This is a genomic window from Haloarcula amylolytica, assembly GCF_049705545.1.
GTDB lineage: Archaea > Halobacteriota > Halobacteria > Halobacteriales > Haloarculaceae > Haloarcula > Haloarcula amylolytica_B.
On the sequence record NZ_JBNAMU010000002.1, the window covers coordinates 204120 to 222793 of the forward strand.

Genomic DNA, 18674 nt, shown 5'->3' on the forward strand with positions numbered 1-18674 from the left:
ACTGCGTGGGCTACTGGCTATCGATGATCTGCCGTTCCCAGTACTTCGCTCACGATTGAATGAGGTCGAGGATGCGCTCGTAGTAGTCTCCGAACGCAGTGTCGGACCGGGACCGCGGCCGGTCCATGTCGACGTCGACGACCTCTCGGATGTGGCCCGGCTCCGTCCCCATGACGATGACTCTGTCCGCGAGTTTGACCGCTTCCTCCACGTCGTGGGTGACAAAGAGGATCGTCTTCTCCGTCTCCGACCAGATTTCGAGCAGTTCGTCCTGTAGCATTCGCTTGGTCTGGGCGTCCACAGCCCCGAACGGTTCGTCCATCAGGAGGAGGTCGGGGTCCATAGCCAGTGCACGGGCGAGTGCGACCCGCTGTTTCATTCCGCCGGAGAGGTCGCGGGGATAGCTGTCCGCGAACCCGTCCAGACCGACCAGTTCGAGCAACTCACGGACCCGCCGCTGTCGCCGCTCGCTGTCGACGCCCTGTTTCTCCAGCCCGAACCCGACGTTGCCAGAGACGGTGCGCCAGGGGAACAGGTGGTACTCCTGAAACACGAGCCCGAGCTCCGGCCCGGGGCCCTCCACCGGATCGCCGGCGAGATACACTGTCCCTGCCGTTGCGGGTTCGAGCCCCGCGATGATGCGAAACAGCGTCGTCTTCCCGCTTCCGGAGGGGCCGACGATGCAGACGAACTCACCGGCAGCGACGTCGAACGTGACGTCCTGTAGCGCCTGGACGCCGCCCTGTGGCGTGTCGTACCGCCGGCCGATACCGTCGACGCGGACCCGCGGTTGCGTCGTTTCGTCGGTCATCGCCACGCGAGCGCCCTCCGTTGGACAGCCCTAAAGGCGGTGTCGACGAGCAGGAACATCGCACTCAACACGAGGATGTAAGTGATGACGACATCGACCCGGAGGTTGTTCGAGGCCCGGAGGATCTCGCGGCCGATGCCGGCGACGCCGAAGATCTCGGAGGCGACGACGAGCATCCAGCAGCGACCGATGCCCGTCCGGATGCCGGTCATGATCTCCGGGAGCGACGCAGGAATGACGACCGACCTGATGAGTTCCACGTCGCCCTGGACGCCGAGGCTCCGGGCGACGTCCAGCAGGTCGTCCGAGACGCCCTCGACACCGCCGTAGGCGCCGTAGAAGTTGATCCAGAACGCGCCGATGGCGATGATGAACGCGGCCCCGGCGTGGTTGATCCCCAGCCAGGCAATCGCGAAGCCAATAAGCGCAAGCGGCGGCACCGGTCGGAGGAGGCGCACGACGGGGGCGGAGATGTCGTCGAGATACGGGCTCCAGCCGAGCGCGATCCCCGCAGCGACACCGAGTCCGGTCCCGACGACCGCGCCGGGAAGCCAGTGGATGATACTGCTGAGGAGTGCAACCGCCATGTCGCCGGACGCAGCCTCGGCCACGAACGTCTCCGCGACAGCCGCTGGCGTCGGGAGGATGTAGCTCGGCTGGGTCAGGGCCACGAGCCACCAGAGCACGAGGAACCCGAGGATACCGGCGCTCCCGCGGAGCGCCCGCTGTGTGTCGATTTCGAACATCGTCGAATCGACCTCGCTGGCGTACTCGCCGTCCTCACCGAAGTCAACTGCCATCGTCTTGCCCTCCGTGTCGCCCGATCATAGGTTGTCGTAGACGCTGTAGTCGAAGATCTGGTCGAGCGAGAGCCGTTCATCGATCTGGCCGTTCTCGTTGGCGAACTCTGAGAAGACCTCCGTCCCGTTCTCGATTTCGCGCGGGTCGGTGACGAAATTCGAGAGAGGGCCTTCGAGCGCCGACTGTGCCTGGTCGGCGGCCATCCCGATGCCGGATTCGACGATATCGGCCGTCGCTTCGGTGTTGTTCCGGATGAACTCCGTCGCACGGACGTGCTGTTCGAGGAACTGTGATGAAACGTCCGAGTCGCGGACTTCGTCGCTCATCAGTGTCACTGCGGCCGGTTGGCCGGGCATCACCTCGGCGGCAGTTCTGAACGTCCGAACGGGCACGTCTTCCTGTGCGGCGCGGGTCGGGACCGGTTCCATGATAGAGGAGCCGTCGACTTCGCCGTTGGCGATGGCCTGCCACACCGCGTTTGCGCCGCTGATTTCGATAATCTCAACGGTCGACTCGTCAACGCCCTCTTGCTGGAGCCAGTACCGAAGCAGCACATCCGGCACGGACCCCTGCGGGAAGGTTCCGAATCGGAACTTCTGGCCCCGCTCTTCTTCCCAGACTGCGAACGCATCGCTGCCGTGCTCGTCCCAGAGCGACTGGAGGTCGTCATGGACCATAATCGCCATCGGCTCCTTGATGTTTGCCGCCGTCACCTTCGCCGGGAGCCCCCTGTCGATGACGATCATCGACGGGACGATGCCGAACATCGCCACGTCCAGTTCGCCGCTGCCGTAGGCCTGGACGATGGCCGGTCCGTCAGTGAACTCCCGACCGTCGATGGTCGCGTCAATCTCGTCCAGATACCCCTGTTCTTCCATCACGAACCACTGGAGATCCGGGAAGATCGGCATATACGCGACGGTTATCTCATCGCTGCCACCGAGGCCGAGACAGCCACCGAGACCGAGCGTCGCAACCGTCCCGGCTCCCGCCAAGTACTGCCGTCGAGAAAGCGTCGTAGACGCATTTTTCATTGGCCCGGCTACGTTCTTTAGCCTAATATAAGATGCAACCCTGGCAAATCCACTGCGTTTCGGTGATACGCTACTTTCGACAAAGCAGCCGATAGACGGCTGGATACTGCGTAATACTGACTCTCACGCGTTCGGTATGTGTCAGAGATGGAGGCAACAATTTCCCACTCTTACGCGATACCAAGGCCACCGCCGATCAGTCTAAGACCGATAATCGATAGTAATGTCAAAACGGCGGCGCGACGAGCACGGTCACTGACAGCGGTCCTGAGTTGCTTCCCGACTGCGACACCGGCAACGGCCGGCACGGTCGCAAGGACGGACGCTCCGGCGACAGCCGCGCTGGGGTACAGCCCGAAAACGGCGGCAAAGGCGACCCGCGTGATGCTGAGCCCCAGAAACACCAGCGCGACGACACCGACGAACAGGCTGTGCGAGAGGTCGAAGCTCCGGAGATACGCGACGAGCTGGACGCCGACGTTCGTTCCGCCGAACAGCGCCCCCGAAACGCCACCGATGCCGACCATCGCCAGTGGTGTCTTCCCGAAGTCACTGCTGCCCACCGACACCCATCCGGGAAGCGGCATCCGCTGCTGTGCAGTCGCCACAAACCCCAGGGTCAGCAGACCGAGTCCGACACGGAGTGGCGCTTCCGGGAGCCTGTCGAGTACAGCCATCCCGACAACAGTCCCGACCAGCGCCGCAACGATCAGGGGTCCGAACCGCTGGCTACAGGTGCGAAGCTCACGCTGTGAGAGGTCCCGAACCAGTGAAACGTTGACTGCGAGGATGGGGAGAATCATGAACACGACGGCAGTCGCTGGGTCGATAATTGTCGCAAGCGCCATCGTCCCGACAACAGCGAAGCCGAAGCCAGCAAGCCCGTTTGTCGCCCCGGCGACGATGACGATACCCGTCACTATCGCGACAATCGTCCACGAGACTGGCAAAATCATATGGTATCTGGTCCTGTGGGAAGCCCACAGCGGCCCGAGATCAAACCCGGGCTGGGCAGTGGTTCTTGTGAAGTACTTACACGGCCCTGGATAAAGCCGCGTCGTGTTTTGCCACAGTAGGGTCGAGCGTGACCGGCCTGCTGTCGGGGTTAGAACGTGATGACTTCGTAGTCGTCGTCGACGAGCGAGCGGATGCTCGGGTGGCCGTCGTGCTCGTCCAGAGTGACGAGTCCGGAGTCGGCGACAGCGTCTTCGACGCCGAACGCGCCGGAACAGTAGTCACAGACGGCCGTGTCGTCCTTGACGGTCTGGTACAGTTCGTGGTAGTCGCTGTCCTCGTCTTCGAGTTCCGGAATCCACTGCGTTCCGGCCCCGTCGAAGATGAGTTCGAGGTCGTCCTCGTCGTTCTCCGCGAACTCCTTTGCGGCTTCGAGGCCGTTTGCGAGTCGGCCGAGATTCTCGTGTCCCTCTGTCCCTGCGAGGATGATGATGGCTGCTTTCGTCATTACGTAGCGTAATAGTACCCCCGCTAATATATTATGATCGGGTGCGTGCGGCGGCGCTGAACTCGCACCAAGTGTTTATAAACCAGGTCGGGGCGGGCCGTGAGTGTGCTGGACTGAGTACCCCCGTGTTCCATCTCTATCTAGGCTATCGACTACAGTTCGACGTCAGTCGTTGCGCTAACGTCAAATCGTGTGACCTCGGGCTCACCAGCGAGCAGGTCCGGCAGGGCAGCCTCGAATGTCCCGAAGTGGTCGGTTTCGGCGTGGGCACCCAACGCCGCCTCGTCCTCGTACTGTTCGGTGAACCGGAACAGGCTCGGGTCGTCGATATCTGTTGCGACCTGATAATCGACGACGCCGTCTTCCGCCCGCGAGTGTTCGGCTAGCTCTCGAACCAGTTCGAGTGCTTCCTCGCGCTTTGCCGGGTCGATGGGAAACTCCGCGTGAACGACGAGCAATACACCGTCTCACACGGACCTACCGGATAAATAGGCACCGTGGACGTGTACCGAGCGTGCGAAGGGGCACTCTCGGAAGCAGACCGGATTAGTGTGAGTGACCGCTGTCTCCCCGGCTGAACTGTCCCGAGAATCCCCGCTGCACGACTTCCGAGAGTGCGGGGTGGATGTGGACGGACTCGCGGATGTCCTGTACCGTGCCCGACCCGGCTTTCATCGCCACGACGACTTCCTGGATGAGGTCCGACGCTTCCGGCCCCATGATGTGACAGCCCAGTATCTCCCCGTCGAGGTCGATAATCGCCTTCAGGAAGCCGTCGGCGTTCATGGCATTCCCGCGGGCGGTCTTGTCGAACTGGTACGTTCGTGTCGCGTACTCCCGCCCGGCGGCACGGAGTTCCTCTTCGCGCGCGCCGACGCCCGCCACCTCGGGGGAGGCGAAGGCGGCAAACGGCATCGCGGTGTAATCCACGGGTTCGAGGCCGTCGCCGAAGAGGTTGCGGGCGACGGCCTGTGCCTCGTGGTTCGCGCTGTGTTTCAGCAGGTACTCCCCGACGATATCGCCCAGCGCCCAGACGCCGTCGGCGGTCGTCCGCAGGTACTCGTCAGTGTCGACGAAGCCGCGGTCGTCTGTCTCGACGCCCGTTGCATCGAGGTTCAGAAGATCCGTGTTGGGTCTGCGCCCCGCAGCGACGAGCAGTTCGTCCCCGGGGACGGTCACGCCACCCTCATTCTTTACCCCGCTATCGTCACCGTACTTGTAGGGCTTCGCTTCGACGGTGATCGTGCCGTCATCCTCTGAGACGGCGGTGGCTGCGTGGCCGGTGTGGACGGTGAAGCGGTCGGCGTACCGTTCGGTGAACGCCTGGGCTATCTCCTCGTCGGCTTCGGGCAAAAGGTTCGGTCGCCGCCCGATGATGGTCACGTCGCTGCCGAAGGTTCCGAAGAAGTGACCGAGCTCGGCCGCGATGTAGCCGCCGCCGACGATGACGAGGTGGTCCGGCGGCGTCTCAAGCTGGAGTGCCTCGGTGCTCGTCAGGAAATCCACGTCGTCGATGCCGTCGATGTCCGGAACGGAGGGGCGCGTGCCGGCGGCGATGAGTACCGTCTCGGCCCGGATCTGTTCGCCCTCGTCCGCGCCACTGACGACTTCGATGGTCCGGTCGTCGACGAACTGGCCTTCGCCTTCGTAGAGGTCGTGTCGCGACGAGGACCGAAGCCCGTCCCGGATCGATTCCGAATCCGATTCCACGTCCTCGTTGACCTTGCGGACGATATCGGCGAACTCGACGCCGTTGACCTCCACGTCGATGTCGAACTCGCCAGCGCGCTCCACGGTCTCCAGCACGTCGGCGTGATACAACAGCCGCTTCGAAGGGATGCAGCCACGGTTGAGACACGTCCCGCCGAGGGGGCCTTTCTCAACGACGGCGACTGATTGCCCCCGGTTCGCGGCGGCGTTTGCCACGTCTAACCCGGAGCCGGAGCCGATGACCAGAAAGTCGACCTCGTTCATACGCTCCCTGTCACTGCCCAGCAATATGAATGGTCCGCGGAAATGTACCCATTGAACCATCCACCGCAGGCCGTCACTGGTGGCTGTGGCGAGTGTCAGTCATGCCCGGAGCCCGTGGAGTTCGCTCCTATAAGTTGTAGTTGAACGCATTAGCAGTTACCTGAACGAAACCGACTGTTTGCACTGTTACAGCCCGTTTATTACTCACTATCGGAAATAAGGTTACTAGACATAACTTCAAAAGCAGTTTCGCAACAATCTCATGGTAAGCATACTCATTGGTTTGGTCGGCGGATTGCTCGCAACGATTGTCATGACGGTTTTCATGATGGGGCTCGGAGACGACTCGCCACCGCCAACGGCGGCGCTGTGGGCGAAGTACGTCGGCGACGAGGGGCCGGAGTCGTACATGAAGCAAGGGATGGCGTTACACATGCTGTACGGCATCGGCGCTGGCGGGGCCTTCGCCATCGGTGTAACGGCGCTGGGACTCGCTGCCGGGAGTGTCGGACTGGCCACCAGTCTGCTGTGGGCCGTCCTCTTCGGACTGGCGCTGACCGTCGTTGGCGCGATATTCTGGATGCGCATCGTCCTCGCGATGGAGCCCGAACCGAAGATGGTCGGACTGTTCGCGTTCTTCCATCTCGTCTACGGCGTCGTGCTGGGTACGAGTGTGGCGTCCGTCTCGCTGTAAGCGGCGGTATCCTTTCAGCAGATTGCAGTTGTGACTCAGCCAGCGATTAGTCGGAAACGCACGGGGTCATTTTCCACGGTGCGTTGCCCGCCCGTTTCAAACATATACTTCTGCCAAGCGTGTGTCGAGATCACCTAATTCGAGGCGGAGGCCCCACCCTCAAGGAGTGCCGGGCTTCCGGCCCCGGCGGAAGCACAAGCGAGTAGGGTGGGGAGGAAGCCGACCCGGTATCGAGCAACCGCCAGTCTGTTGCCTACCAACCCCAAATCATTAAGTGACCACAACCAGAAATGTGAAAATATCGTGGAATACCGCCGTACCGTCGTTATCAAGCTCGACGCGCCCGAAGGCGCGGATGTACACCTGCGGGAGACTGTCGAGCAATTCAAATACTGCGCCAACACCGCGAGCGAGTGGTGCTGGCACGGTGACGACGGCTACCACGTTACATCGAAAGCGAAGGCCGAAGATGCGCTGTACGACCAGCTACGCGAGGACACGGAGTTGACCGCGAATCTCGTCCAAAAGGGGATTCGACAAGCGGTCGAATCCATCAAAAGCGGCGTCGAACGACTCAAAAACGACCAAGATACGTCTCGTCCGACGTTCACGGCTGATACCGCTATCTACGACAAGCGGAGTGCCACGTTCCACCGTGACCACGTTTCGCTATCGACACCGGACGGGCGTATCGAGTGTGATTACATTCTCCCTGAGAATCCCGATACACCGCCGATGAAGTACGTTGCCAGCGAGGACTACGAGTTTCGGCGGGCAACACTGCATCGGCGCGACGGCGACTGGTACCTTCATGCGTCGATGCTCAAAGAGGATGACACCGACACCACGACCGGGCACAGAACAGTCCTCGGTGTGGACCTCGGTGTAAATCAACTCGCGGTCGCTTCGACCGGACGGTTCTGGTCGGCAGACGAGTTTAACCACTGGAAGCGAGAGTACAAAAAGCGGCGTGGCGACCTGCAACAGTGCGGAACACGGGCGGCACACGACGCGATAGCAGGCGTCGAGCGCAAAGAAGACGGGCGCTTCGAGGTGTTCCTGCACCGAGTCGCCAATGAAATCGTAGCCGAAGCAGTTGAACACGACTGTTCGTATATCGTGTTCGAGGACCTGACAGGCATTCGTGAGCGGCTTCCAGAAGCATCGTGGCACCATCTGTGGGCGTTCCGTCGCCTCTACGAGTACGTCGAATACAAAGGCAAAGAGCAGGGTGTCGAAGCCGTCCAAGTAGACCCACGGAACACCTCGAAGCGGTGTTCCACTTGTGGATTTACCCACGACGATAATCGCTGTGGCGAGGAATTCGAGTGTCAGGATTGCGGCTACCAGAACCACGCCGATTACAACGCTTCCAAGAACATCGGCTTGCAGTATCTCCGGCGTCGGCAAAATGCAGATGCCGGAGGCGCACCCGTAGACGTGCGCTTGAATCGCGGGACGTTGAACGTGAGTGGAGAGTACGACCTTCCCGCCTCATCTGAGGCGTAGAACGGGAGTCCACGCGAAAGCCCTACCCTCAACGAGCGAGCGGGGCCATTGCCCCCGAGCGAAGTAGGGTAGGGTAGTTTACCCAGTACAGCCAGTAACTACCGCTCCTTCGAGGCGACGCGGAGGCTTGTTATCGGATCCCGGGCGTCTTTCACAAATGTGTGCTTGCCCGTGATCCGGGCGCTCCCAGCTATTGTCGGGGTTATGACTGTTATATTGTCCCGCTGTTTCGTCTCGGTGATTCGCCCCTCGAACTGGGTTCCAATGATACTCTCGTGAATGTAGGGTTCATCGATCGAGAGTTTGCCGGTGTCGTGTAAGAGCGCCATCTTCGCACACGTACCGGTCCCACACGGCGAGCGGTCTACCTGCCCGTCACCAAAGACGACAATACTGCGGTCGGCATCATTGGCGGATTCGTAGATTTCAGTGATAGACACCGTACCGGGGTCACCGGTAAATGGATGAACGATATCGAGTTTGTCGTTGACGGCGTCCCGAATCTCGAGGCCCCAGTCGATGAAATCGTCTGTCCGAGTGGTGTCGATCCCGACACCGAGTTGGTCGCTATCGACCAGTGCGAAGAAGTTCCCAGCGTAGACGACGTCCACGCGAAGCGGCGAGTCCAGAAACGAGACAGGGACGGTCGTCGTTCCGTAGACGAACGACTCGACGTTCTGTATCGTGACTCGTTCGACACCGCCTTCGGAATACTCCGGTCTCGCTTCGACGATGCCCGCCGGCGTCTCCACTCGGATGAGGGGTTCGGGAGACAGGTATCCCAGGTCGAGGAACGCGGAGACGACGCCGATCGTCCCGTGCCCACACATATCCAGATACCCCTCGCTGTCCATGAAGAACACGCCGAGATCAGCGTCCTCTTCGTGCGGTTCGAACACGACTGCGCCGAACATGTCGTCATGACCCCGTGGCTCTCGCATCAGCAATTCGCGGACCCAGTCGTACTCGTCGGCGAACGATTCGCGTTTCGCCCGGATGCTCTCGCCCGCAAGTGGCGACTCATCCAGCCAGTCAAGAAGGATGCGTGTCGGTTCGCCTTCGGTATGCGTATCGACTGTGGTAAACGAGGCGTCCGTCGGTAGATCGTCGAACTCTTCAACAGATCTCATTCTTCGATCGTCTCCAGTGTCTCGATTTGGTCGGCGGACCAGTCGTAGTACGGTTCGTCGCTCTCACGGAGTGTCTGGACGCACTCATTGTATCGCTCCCGTGCCTCGGAGGCGTACGGGTCATTCGGGTTCGCATGGATCCACTCACGGAGTTCTTCCAATGCTCGTGGGGAGTAGCTGTCGATGCTTCCCTGCTCTCTGATCAGGGTGAGTTTCCGCTCCTCGGTGCGGAGCGACCGAACGAGAACGACGGTCGCAACGCCGGGTAACACGACTATCGCGAAGAGCATCGTCGCCCAGGCGACGGCCGAGAGCGCCATCTCACTCACCCCCCTCCGACGTGGGAGTCCTCGCTGCGTTTTCGACGACACCCATCGCGACCGTGCTCCCGACGACGAGCGCTGCCATGAGTGCGACACCGAGTATCATCAGCGTCTGGTTTTCGGTGCCGATACTCGAGACGACCCCGTAACCGATGATAAACACCACAACGACGGGAATGACATACTTGACGACTGGGTTCCACCACTGACCGACATAGATGCCAGCACACCGATTGAGTTCGATGACGCGGGCGCGTTCAGGACCGAGCTTCCACGCGACGAGCGCGATGATCGAGAGTGTCGCCAGTGGGAGCCCGAAGGTTCCGAACATAAAGTCCATCTGACCGAGGAAGGACGAGGAGTAGGCGCTTGGGAGCCCGAACAGCCAGATAGCGCCACAGATAGCCAGCACTGAGCCCGTTCGTGAGAGGCGCGTCTCCTCGGAGACCGTCGTCACGCCGACTTCGGTGATGCCCAGCCCAGAGGTGAACGTGGCGAAGAAGAACGAGACGAAAAACACGATGGCCCACATCCATCCACCGGGTAGCTGCGGGAACACTTCGGCCAGAGAAATGAACAGCAAATTAGAGCCCGCGCTCGGTTCGAGGCCGAACGCGAAGACGACTGGGAAGGTCGCGAATACCGCCAGCAGACCGATGCTCGTGTTCCCGACCGCGGTGAACAGGCCGCCCCCGAGCGGGACGTCGTCGTATCGACCGAGATAGCTGCCATAGGTGAGTGCGATCCCCCATCCTAACCCCGTCGAAAATAGCGCTTGGCCGAGTGCGGCGACCCAGGTGCTTCCGCGAGTGAGATACGTCCAGTCGGGAGTGAAAATAAACGCCAGTCCGTCCATCCCACCTGGAAGGGTGATACCACGCACCCCGACCGCGATGAGCGCGACGACGAGCAGCGGTATCATCCACTTCACGACGCGCTCGATACCACGCCGGATGCCGAAAATGAGGACACCGGCGAGTCCGGCCATCGTCAGCGTGTGCATCCCGATAACGAGCATCGGGCTGGAAATAAATCCGTCCCAGAACGCTTGCGGCTGGAATCCGGCCTGTGTGAACGTCAGAAGCAGCGAGTGGCCGGCGTAATAGAGTGCCCACCCGATTATCGGAGCGTAGTACGACATCAGTGCGACGTTGACGATAAGCACAACGAGTCCAAGCCCGCGGCCCTTCCCGCCCCCGAGCAGTTCTCTGAACGTGCCGATAACGCCGTTGTTCGTGTATCGCCCGATCATCGTTTCGGCCATGAGACCGGGAATCGCGATGAGGTACAACAGGAGAACATATATCACAAGGAACGCCCCGCCGCCGTTTTGGCCCGTTGTAAACGGCATTCGCCAGATGTTTCCTGCGCCGACCATCGCCCCCAGCATCGCCATGAGGAAGCCGAACCGGCTTCCCCACTCTTCTCTCGCCGTTCTCGCTTCTGACTCCTCCATCCTAATTCTACTGAGTAATTGCGGAGATAATTGTTATAGTAGTCACCTACCATGTTTGGGCTGCTCACTACGATGGATTCTTTGTCAAGATCGCCGCAATAATTGTGATTCGACACCGCACCGATAAGTGTATAGCGCAACCTATCTCCCTACTCGGGCAATTCTGTTGTACGTCACCTTTTCTGCAGTCAAACAATGGACAGTTAGGCATTTCTGGGCAGTCATCATCCGAAATGGGGCTATAGTACAGCTATATAGTTCCCGATACCAATAAAATATCAAATACAGCTATATCTGATTAGATTGGGACACAAGCTACAGTCGAGCCTTCATTCTCGGACGGCACTCGGGATTTGATGCAGTCCATCGTCGCCTCGTAAAGACCGTTCCGCCGCCATTGCCACGTATGACTTGTACTCCTCGGTAACGATGTCGGTGATCCGCTGCCGGTCGAACAACTCGCCGACGTCCGTCACCTCACCGAATACGTCCGGAGACAGTTCAAGAATACCTGCTCCACCACCATGCCGACCGCAGACGTCGTCAGTTCACACCTGTTGATACCGCTCTGACCACTTCAGTAGCGACCGCCGGTAGAGGCCGACGCCGACGACGCCCAGGATGCCACCGAACCCACCGAGTGCGGTAAGCAGGGGCCCAGAAAGCGGGGAGATGGCGAACCCGGCGGTGAGTACCGGAACCAGCGGGAGGACCATTGCCGCGCCGAAAACAGCGAACAGGGGCGTATCGAAGAGGAACTCGTTCGGCGAGAGGCCGGTGAGGTAGACGGTTGTGCCGAAGATGTAGCAGGCGACGCCGACGAGCAGGACGGCTCCGACAAACGCCTCGGCGACCGGCCCGCCACGCCAGGCCAGCGCGGGTCCGTAGAACGCGAGTCCGACCAGCGGGCCGAGCAGGAGGAACGCCCGGAACTTCCCCGCGAAAACAGCTCTGACTGAGAGTGGATGGGAGAGATATAGATCAACGTCGTCGGATTGCGTGAGCCAGTTATAGGTCGTGAACCCCGAGAGACCGAGAATCGCACCGAACGAGATACCGGTCGACGGTGACACACCCGTGATCTGGCCGGCGAAATCGACCAGCGCGGCGGTGACACCGAACAGCACCGCCGCCGAGAAGAGGACCTTTCCGAACCCGCCAGCGCTCCGGTGGATGTCGAGCAGGCTCTTCGTTGCGACTGGGTCACCGATCCGCCGCCACCAGCGGCGGAAGGTCGGTTTGACCGTCCGAGCGGGACGAGGCGCGGTCGCATCGAAGGTGACGGCCCCGAGCAGAAAGACGGCGAAGATACTGACAACCGTCGTTCCGGCTCGCAGAGGAGTCTGGGCCAGAAACAGACCGTAGGGAGTGTACGACACGACATCGATACTGCTGGCCAGCGCTGCACCCACTGCGACGAGCGGGACCGCGAGTAACGCTAGCCCGGGAACGCCTCGACCGGCGAGACCGAGGGCCGCAATCGTCGTTCCCATCCCGAGGACGAACAGCAGTGCCAGGGTCGTCCACAAAAGGAGGACTGTCTCGGCTACGGAGAACGGGCCACCGACTCCACGGACTGCCAGCACCGTTCCGAGAGACATCGGCAGCAGAAACAGCACTGCGTAGTAGACACTGTCCTTGATAACGAACAGACCCAGCAACGTATTCTGCGATAACGGGAGCGTGCGGGCAGAGAATACAAGCAGCGTCACGTCGCCGAGGAGGTTTCGGAGGGCATCCTGTCCGACAAAGCCGATAGATCCGGTGTGTAGGCCGAAGACGAACACCAGTGCGTGAAGGCCAGCAAACACGGTTTCTGGTCCGGTCCCAGTAACGACGAGAAGCTTGGCCGCGCCCCCGATGAGGAGACAGATGAACACCGGAAACAGAGAGAAGTGACTGCCGCGGAAGAGCCGACTGTGGAGTCGCCACTCCTCGCGGAGCATCTCGACGAACACCCTGCGCGCCCGTGCGTCACTCATGGGTCAGCGGTTCGTCGATCTGATTCACTGTTGCATCGACGTTGTCCAAAAACACGTCGAGGAGCGTCACATCGGTATCGAGTTCCGCCGGCCGGACATCGGCGACGAGGCCGCCTTCGTACATGATGCCGACCCGCGAACAGAGTTCGGCGGCCACGTCTACGTCGTGTGTGGTGACGACGATTGTATTGCCGGCGTCCCGATACGAACGCAGGAAGCGCTTGACTCTTTCTTGTACGATTGGGTCGAGGTTCGCCAGCGGTTCGTCGATGAACACGACGTCCGGCTCGTGGAAGAACGCGCCGGCGATCATCACCTTCTGCTGTTGGCCACGTGACAGGTCCGATGACAGCGTATCGAGTTTCGCGGTCAAGCCGAGGCGTTCGGCCCACACCCCCGTCCGCTCGGTCACCGTTTCCTCGGGCATCTCCCGGATTGCACCGACGAAGTCGAAGTACTCGCGCGGCGTCATGAAACTCGGCGGTGACTCCTTTTCGGGGAGAATCCCCGCCCGTTCGCGGACCACTGTTGGTTGCGTCGCCGGGTCGACACCGAGTACCGCTGCCCGCCCGCTATCCGGACTGAGCTGCCCGGTGAGTATCTCCATCGTCGTGGTCTTGCCAGCCCCGTTCGGCCCGAGCAATCCGAAGAACTCACCATCGTTGATACTGAGCGAGAGGTCCGCTATCGCGGTCACGTCGCCGTACGACTTCCGGAGCGACTCGATCTCGATTGCTGTCACGGCGTTCTGCCTATTTTCGTGGTTCTGTCGGTATAAGTTGTTATACTAGATAAGAACATCCCAGATAGTCCGACAGCGGTTTCGCGGATACGTACATCTAACGGATGGTACAATTGTCAGGGCCGTATCGGTCGAAGTGTCACCCGCCGTCCGTGTTGGTATAACTGTTGTTTGAGTAATCGAAGGCTCTTAACACATGACAGGATAGATATGTTATATGGCCCCGCATCGACTCCGCCATCTCGCCCTCCTCTGTCTGGTCTGTGCGCCGCTCCTCGGCACCGCCATGCCCGCTGGTGCAGCGCCGCCGCCGCGGCCGTTGTGTGACGCCTGCGGTGACTCGTTCGAATCGACGGCCCAGTCCCACGGCGTTTCGGTCACGGTCACCCACAGCAACGCAACTGTCGCCGTCCACAAGAACGGCAGCGCAACGTGGGTCGTCCACAACCGTCTGTCTGACTCAGCGGGGGCTGCACGGCTTCGGACGAACGAGAGCCTCCGGACTGCTATCGCCGACAGGGCGATGTGGGACACCGAACTGCTACGCGCGAACGTTTCTGGCGACGGCGTCATAACACTGCGCTACCGTGAGGCCGACTTCGCCCAGCAGTCAGTCGGCGGCACGGTCCGCACTGGCGAGTTTACCGAAGCCTATGGCTATCGAAACCTCGATGGCCTGGGGGCTGATCGGCTCGCCGTCGTCGCTCCCGAAGGGACGAGAGTCGGGTGGGCCATCGACGGCGCGACCGTCTCGGACGACGGACGGCGGATGACGCTGACCGAGCTCAACGACGGTCGTGTCGTGACGTTTGTTCCCCGGGATACAGCGTTCGGGCCGCTGTTGAGTCTCCTCGCGGTTGGAGCGCTTCTCGGCCCCGTGCTGGCGGTGAAGGCGCTTGCATACATTACGCTCCCGGCAACGGTGTTTACTCTCTTGATCGGCGCTGCCGCCGGCGGCGTTGCCTGGCTTGACTGGGATTTCCGACGGGTACAGGGTTCTGCCGGCAGAGTACTCGCTGGTTTCGGTGCACTGGCGACAACCCTTTTGCTTCTCGCAGCTACGGGCGTTTTGCGGGTTAGCGGCGTAGCGGCGCCGCTGTTCGGTGGTGGCACTGCGCTGTTCTTGTGTGGAGTCGCCCTTTCACAGCAAAGTATCCGCGAGCGCGCGAGCTATCGTACGGTCGTCGGCGGTGCGGTGATCGGAGCGGGCATCGCCCTCGGAGTGACGATAACGGCGACGCCGCTGTTCGCCCGGCACGGATTCACGCTCCCGGTGCTGTCCACTCTGTTGGTTCTTGGACCCGCGTTCGTCCTTTTTCCGGTCGGCTACGCAGTCGGCCACGGGAACCGCCGGCTGGCAATGAAAACTGCCGCTATCGGGTTCGTGCTGTCGGTGGTGCCGGTACTCCCAGTACTGCCTGCGCCCTTCGGCCTGGGCGTGCTTTTCATCCCTGTTGCCACAGCGGTAGCCGCCATCGTTGCTATCGCCGGCATGCCGATCTTCCTCGCCGGAGTCTCGCTCGGTGTTCCATCATCTGGCCGTTGACCGGTTCTCTAGCCGTGGCCGTAGTTCATATCCACGGTTTAAGTCCGAATAGACTGGCGTAGACGTATCAAGTTGGGTATGAGACTGCGGCCATACCCGGATCTGATCGGCTGTATATGCCTTTGCCACACTATATCCTAGTCTTTGAAACTTAGCCAACGATAGCATCTGTGTCACCCGATTGTAGTTGTGTTACCAGTAGCACATAAGCACGCGTACCGAACAGCTGTATACAGTATCACAAACGTATTCTGACCGTAGTCTCGATGACGAGATCACTGAGTACCGTGACCCCGTCCACAACGTCGACCCACTCTTTGTTAATCGCTGGTCACCGCGTGCGATGGCTGGTAATTCGCTTCCTGAGGATGACCTGCTGGCGCTGTTTGAGGCCGCGCGCTGGGCACCTTCCGCATTCAATAATCAGCACTGGCGATTCGTCTACGCCACCCGTGAGGACGACGAATGGGAGTCGTTCCTCGGATTGCTGAACGAAGCCAACCGCTCTTGGGCACGCGATGCTGGCGCGCTCATCGCCGTTTTCTCGAAGGTTTCCCTCGAGCACAACGGCGAACCCGCTGCGACGCGCTCTTTCGATACCGGCGCTGCGTGGCAGAATCTCGCTCTCGAAGGCACTCGGCGCAACTTGGCTGTTCACCCAATGGCGGGCTTCGACTGGGACCGGATCCACGAAACCCTGGGCGTCCCGGAAGACGAGTTCGACGCCGAGGCGATGATCGCTGTCGGTGAACGCGCCGATCCCGAGACGCTGCCTGAAGACCTCAGAGAGCGCGAAGAGCCAAGCGGTCGGAAGCCACTTGACGAAATAGTCTTCAGCGGTCGGTTTGAGTGAGCGACAGACTGCGGTCTGTATAACACCCCGGATTTTCACGCTGGCCGCAGCGAGACCAATTATCTCTCCGATACCACTGGCTGCGCTGGCGACCCCCAGCAGTGGCTCAGCGGGGCGAAACGCGATTTCGGACCGAATCTGGCGGTATCGTGCTCCGTTCGGATCTGCTCCATTGCGCTGCTGAACTCTGGTCCGACCGCTCCTGTCTGCAAGTAGCTACTCTTATAAGCGTGGCTGCCAGAAACACTGTATAGGCGGCCACAGCGGTGGGGTTGCCTCCCGTACCCATCCCGAACACGGAAGATAAGCCCACCAGCGTTCCGGGGAGTACTGGAGTGCGCGAGCCTCTGGGAAACGCGGTTCGCCGCCACCATTCATACCTGACTTGATTCCCGATGAGCTACGCGGCTTTGCCGTTGGGTATCGAAGTGTTCACAGCCACACTGTGGCCTGTCGGCGTCGATGCTGCGAAACAACGAACGGTCAGTCGTCCGCAGGGCAGTGTGGGCAGGTACAGTGGCCGTATCGTTCACAGATTGAGGGGGGATCTGTGGTCCCCCGTAACACACAAGTTCTGTTTTGAGTCTTGGGCACTTACTTACGGCGGTGTTTAGTTAAGGATGAAAAGTGAGGCGAGTGTGATTTCTGCTGTCCATGGCCGAAATCACACGCCTCAACGGTAGTAGCGAGTGGATTGATTTGGATTTTGTGGAGCGTGAGCGGACACCCGAGCGAGCGATGAAGCTCGGTATTCAGATGCACGTTGCGGGACTATCACTTTCGAATACAATATCTGTTCTTGATAAGTTGGGTGTCCAGCGCTCTCGAAAGGCCGTCCACGATTGGGTACAGAAAGCTGATTTACAGCCAGATAGCGGTGAAGCTCCGAATCAGGTTGCGCTTGACGAGAGCGTGATTCGCATCAACGATCAGCAGTACTGGCTGTACGCCGCCGTCGATCCTGACACGAACAGATTTCTCCATATCCGGCTCTTTACCACGTACACTACAGCGCTGACCGAAATCTTTCTCGGAGAACTCCGCGAGAAACACAGCGTCGACGACGCCGTGTTTCTCGTCGATGATGCGGACTGGCTCAAAACAGCACTGCAACGACACGGCCTCGATTTCAGATACGAACTCCACGGAAATCGGAATAGTATCGAACGTGTGTTTCGAGAGGTAAAACGACGAACGTCTTCTTTTTCAAACTGTTTTAGCCACGTCGAACCAGAAACAGCTGAAACATGGTTACGAACCTTTGCCGTCTGGCACAATGCTGCTAACTAAACACGACCTTACTTACTGGGGCTGTGATTTGACTGGGTATGGACCGTCGCTACGTCATTGGCCTCGTCGTGCTCGTAGCAGCCGGTATCGGACTGGTCGCTTTCACAGCCATCTGGTCTCCGCAAACAACCTCTCCCGGGTCTGACCAGACATATCCTGCAGGGGCAGGACCGGATCACATCAACTTCTCGGCGCTTGAGGAAGACGATATGAACGTTTCGCACACTCCGCGGGCACACTGGGACTCCTACGCCATCGTCTACACCGCACCGCCCGAACGCCGGCTCGTGGAGGGCGATTACTACATCAACTCCGTCACGGGCGAGATACTCGCCAAACGGTGGCACAACGCCTCTGTCTATCGGAACGGGACGACGTATGCGTTTGTCCAGCCTGCTGACGGTCTCTCGAGCGAGCACCAGCGAGAGCAACTGGAGTCCGACGACGCGTACGTCTACGACAACGCTACCGACGCGTATTACCGGTACGACCCACACTACGGACAGATCGCACCCACGAACATCGGTCGACATCCCGATATCCTCGGCGGGTACACGTGGACGGCGACCAACAGGACGACCCGCCATGGGGTCCCCGTCATCACGTACCGTGTCTCGGACGTACGCGCCACCGCCGCCGATATCCCACCGCCTCTCAGCGGCACGCTACAGCTCGGGGCCGAGGACGGGATCGTCTACGCGTTCGATATCACGCTCGACGGAGACGAGCGTGATTATCGGTATACGTACGATGTGCGTCCCGCTCCCTTCCCGGACCACAGTTGGGTTGACACAGCCCGGGAAGTCGCTCATGAGAACGCTAGCGAAAGAGCCGACCGCCGACAACTGTCCCAGTTTCCGTAATTTCACGCCCCGTATGCACAATAACAGGAGCGCTCTCTGCGCTTCACCCGCCGAATACGTCATTTTCGACGTGAGAGCGCACAGAGCAACAGCGGTCTCAGCAGTGGGATCACTGGGGCAGGTGACATCCTCCGCGCGGTAAACGGCGCGGCTTCCCTCCACAGAGATAGCGCCGTTTATTATATCACGGCGGACTCGGTGAAA

General features: G+C 60.4%; 18 protein-coding genes and 1 rRNA gene. 7 read left to right on the top strand and 12 right to left on the bottom strand.

Annotated features, from left to right (window positions below; all coding sequences use genetic code 11):
* Positions 1-49 precede the first annotated feature (49 nt).
* The 7 genes from ACOZ4H_RS17625 to ACOZ4H_RS17655 all read right to left on the bottom strand — a co-directional run bounded on the left by ACOZ4H_RS17625 (position 50) and on the right by ACOZ4H_RS17655 (position 6082).
* Positions 50-811 carry an ABC transporter ATP-binding protein gene (locus ACOZ4H_RS17625; RefSeq protein WP_424330574.1) on the bottom strand — a complete coding sequence of 254 codons (762 nt, stop codon included), beginning with the start codon at positions 809-811 and terminating at the stop codon, positions 50-52.
* Positions 808-1557 carry an ABC transporter permease gene (locus ACOZ4H_RS17630; RefSeq protein ID WP_424330871.1) on the bottom strand — a complete coding sequence of 250 codons (750 nt, stop codon included), beginning with the start codon at positions 1555-1557 and terminating at the stop codon, positions 808-810. Before ACOZ4H_RS17630 ends, ACOZ4H_RS17625 begins: the two co-directional genes overlap by 4 nt.
* Positions 1558-1635: 78 nt before the next feature.
* The gene (locus ACOZ4H_RS17635) at positions 1636-2646 is read right to left on the bottom strand and encodes an ABC transporter substrate-binding protein (RefSeq protein ID WP_424330575.1); all 1011 of its coding nucleotides are present in this window, start codon (positions 2644-2646) and stop codon (positions 1636-1638) included.
* A 170-nt stretch (positions 2647-2816) separates the two neighbouring features.
* On the bottom strand, positions 2817-3602 hold the full coding sequence (locus ACOZ4H_RS17640) for a TSUP family transporter (RefSeq protein ID WP_424330576.1): 786 nt from the start codon (positions 3600-3602) through the stop codon (positions 2817-2819).
* A gap of 149 nt (positions 3603-3751) precedes the next feature.
* Entirely contained in the window at positions 3752-4108 is a 357-nt protein-coding gene (locus ACOZ4H_RS17645; RefSeq protein ID WP_424330577.1) for a DsrE family protein, read from the bottom strand.
* Positions 4109-4260: 152 nt separating this feature from the next.
* On the bottom strand, positions 4261-4566 hold the full coding sequence (locus tag ACOZ4H_RS17650; protein ID WP_424330578.1) for a putative quinol monooxygenase: 306 nt from the start codon (positions 4564-4566) through the stop codon (positions 4261-4263).
* A gap of 88 nt (positions 4567-4654) precedes the next feature.
* A complete protein-coding gene (locus ACOZ4H_RS17655; protein ID WP_424330579.1) occupies positions 4655-6082 on the bottom strand; it encodes a dihydrolipoyl dehydrogenase in 1428 nt (475 codons plus the stop codon).
* Between the two features lie 262 nt (positions 6083-6344).
* Here ACOZ4H_RS17655 and ACOZ4H_RS17660 point away from each other — a divergent pair, with 262 nt between their 5' ends.
* Entirely contained in the window at positions 6345-6776 is a 432-nt protein-coding gene (locus ACOZ4H_RS17660; protein ID WP_424330580.1) for a hypothetical protein, read from the top strand.
* Positions 6777-7079: 303 nt separating this feature from the next.
* A complete protein-coding gene (locus ACOZ4H_RS17665; RefSeq protein WP_424330581.1) occupies positions 7080-8285 on the top strand; it encodes an RNA-guided endonuclease InsQ/TnpB family protein in 1206 nt (401 codons plus the stop codon).
* 98 nt (positions 8286-8383) lie between these two features.
* Here the strand turns inward: ACOZ4H_RS17665 and ACOZ4H_RS17670 are convergent, their stop codons facing one another.
* From ACOZ4H_RS17670 to ACOZ4H_RS17690, 5 genes are all read right to left on the bottom strand, one after another.
* On the bottom strand, positions 8384-9415 hold the full coding sequence (locus ACOZ4H_RS17670) for a proline racemase family protein (protein ID WP_424330582.1): 1032 nt from the start codon (positions 9413-9415) through the stop codon (positions 8384-8386).
* Complete coding sequence (locus ACOZ4H_RS17675; RefSeq protein WP_424330583.1) at positions 9412-9735, bottom strand: hypothetical protein; 324 nt, start codon at positions 9733-9735, stop codon at positions 9412-9414. Before ACOZ4H_RS17675 ends, ACOZ4H_RS17670 begins: the two co-directional genes overlap by 4 nt.
* A 1-nt stretch (position 9736) precedes the next feature.
* Complete coding sequence (locus tag ACOZ4H_RS17680; RefSeq protein ID WP_424330584.1) at positions 9737-11194, bottom strand: sodium-dependent transporter; 1458 nt, start codon at positions 11192-11194, stop codon at positions 9737-9739.
* 548 nt (positions 11195-11742) lie between these two features.
* Positions 11743-13176: a hypothetical protein gene (locus tag ACOZ4H_RS17685; RefSeq protein ID WP_424330585.1), complete on the bottom strand. Its 1434-nt coding sequence runs from the start codon at positions 13174-13176 to the stop codon at positions 11743-11745.
* Positions 13169-13918, bottom strand: a complete 750-nt coding sequence (locus tag ACOZ4H_RS17690; RefSeq protein ID WP_424330586.1) for an ABC transporter ATP-binding protein — start codon at positions 13916-13918, stop codon at positions 13169-13171. The genes ACOZ4H_RS17685 and ACOZ4H_RS17690 overlap by 8 nt, the downstream gene beginning before the upstream one ends.
* A 217-nt stretch (positions 13919-14135) precedes the next feature.
* Here ACOZ4H_RS17690 and ACOZ4H_RS17695 point away from each other — a divergent pair, with 217 nt between their 5' ends.
* From ACOZ4H_RS17695 to ACOZ4H_RS17715, 5 genes are all read left to right on the top strand, one after another.
* Positions 14136-15464: a hypothetical protein gene (locus tag ACOZ4H_RS17695; RefSeq protein WP_424330587.1), complete on the top strand. Its 1329-nt coding sequence runs from the start codon at positions 14136-14138 to the stop codon at positions 15462-15464.
* A 226-nt stretch (positions 15465-15690) separates the two neighbouring features.
* Positions 15691-16317, top strand: a complete 627-nt coding sequence (locus tag ACOZ4H_RS17700; protein ID WP_424330872.1) for a nitroreductase family protein — start codon at positions 15691-15693, stop codon at positions 16315-16317.
* 250 nt (positions 16318-16567) lie between these two features.
* Positions 16568-16690 (top strand): 5S ribosomal RNA (gene rrf, locus ACOZ4H_RS17705).
* Positions 16691-16971: 281 nt separating this feature from the next.
* Positions 16972-17607: an IS6 family transposase gene (locus tag ACOZ4H_RS17710; protein WP_424328496.1), complete on the top strand. Its 636-nt coding sequence runs from the start codon at positions 16972-16974 to the stop codon at positions 17605-17607.
* 38 nt (positions 17608-17645) lie between these two features.
* Entirely contained in the window at positions 17646-18470 is an 825-nt protein-coding gene (locus tag ACOZ4H_RS17715) for a hypothetical protein (RefSeq protein ID WP_424330588.1), read from the top strand.
* Positions 18471-18674: the final 204 nt, after the last annotated feature.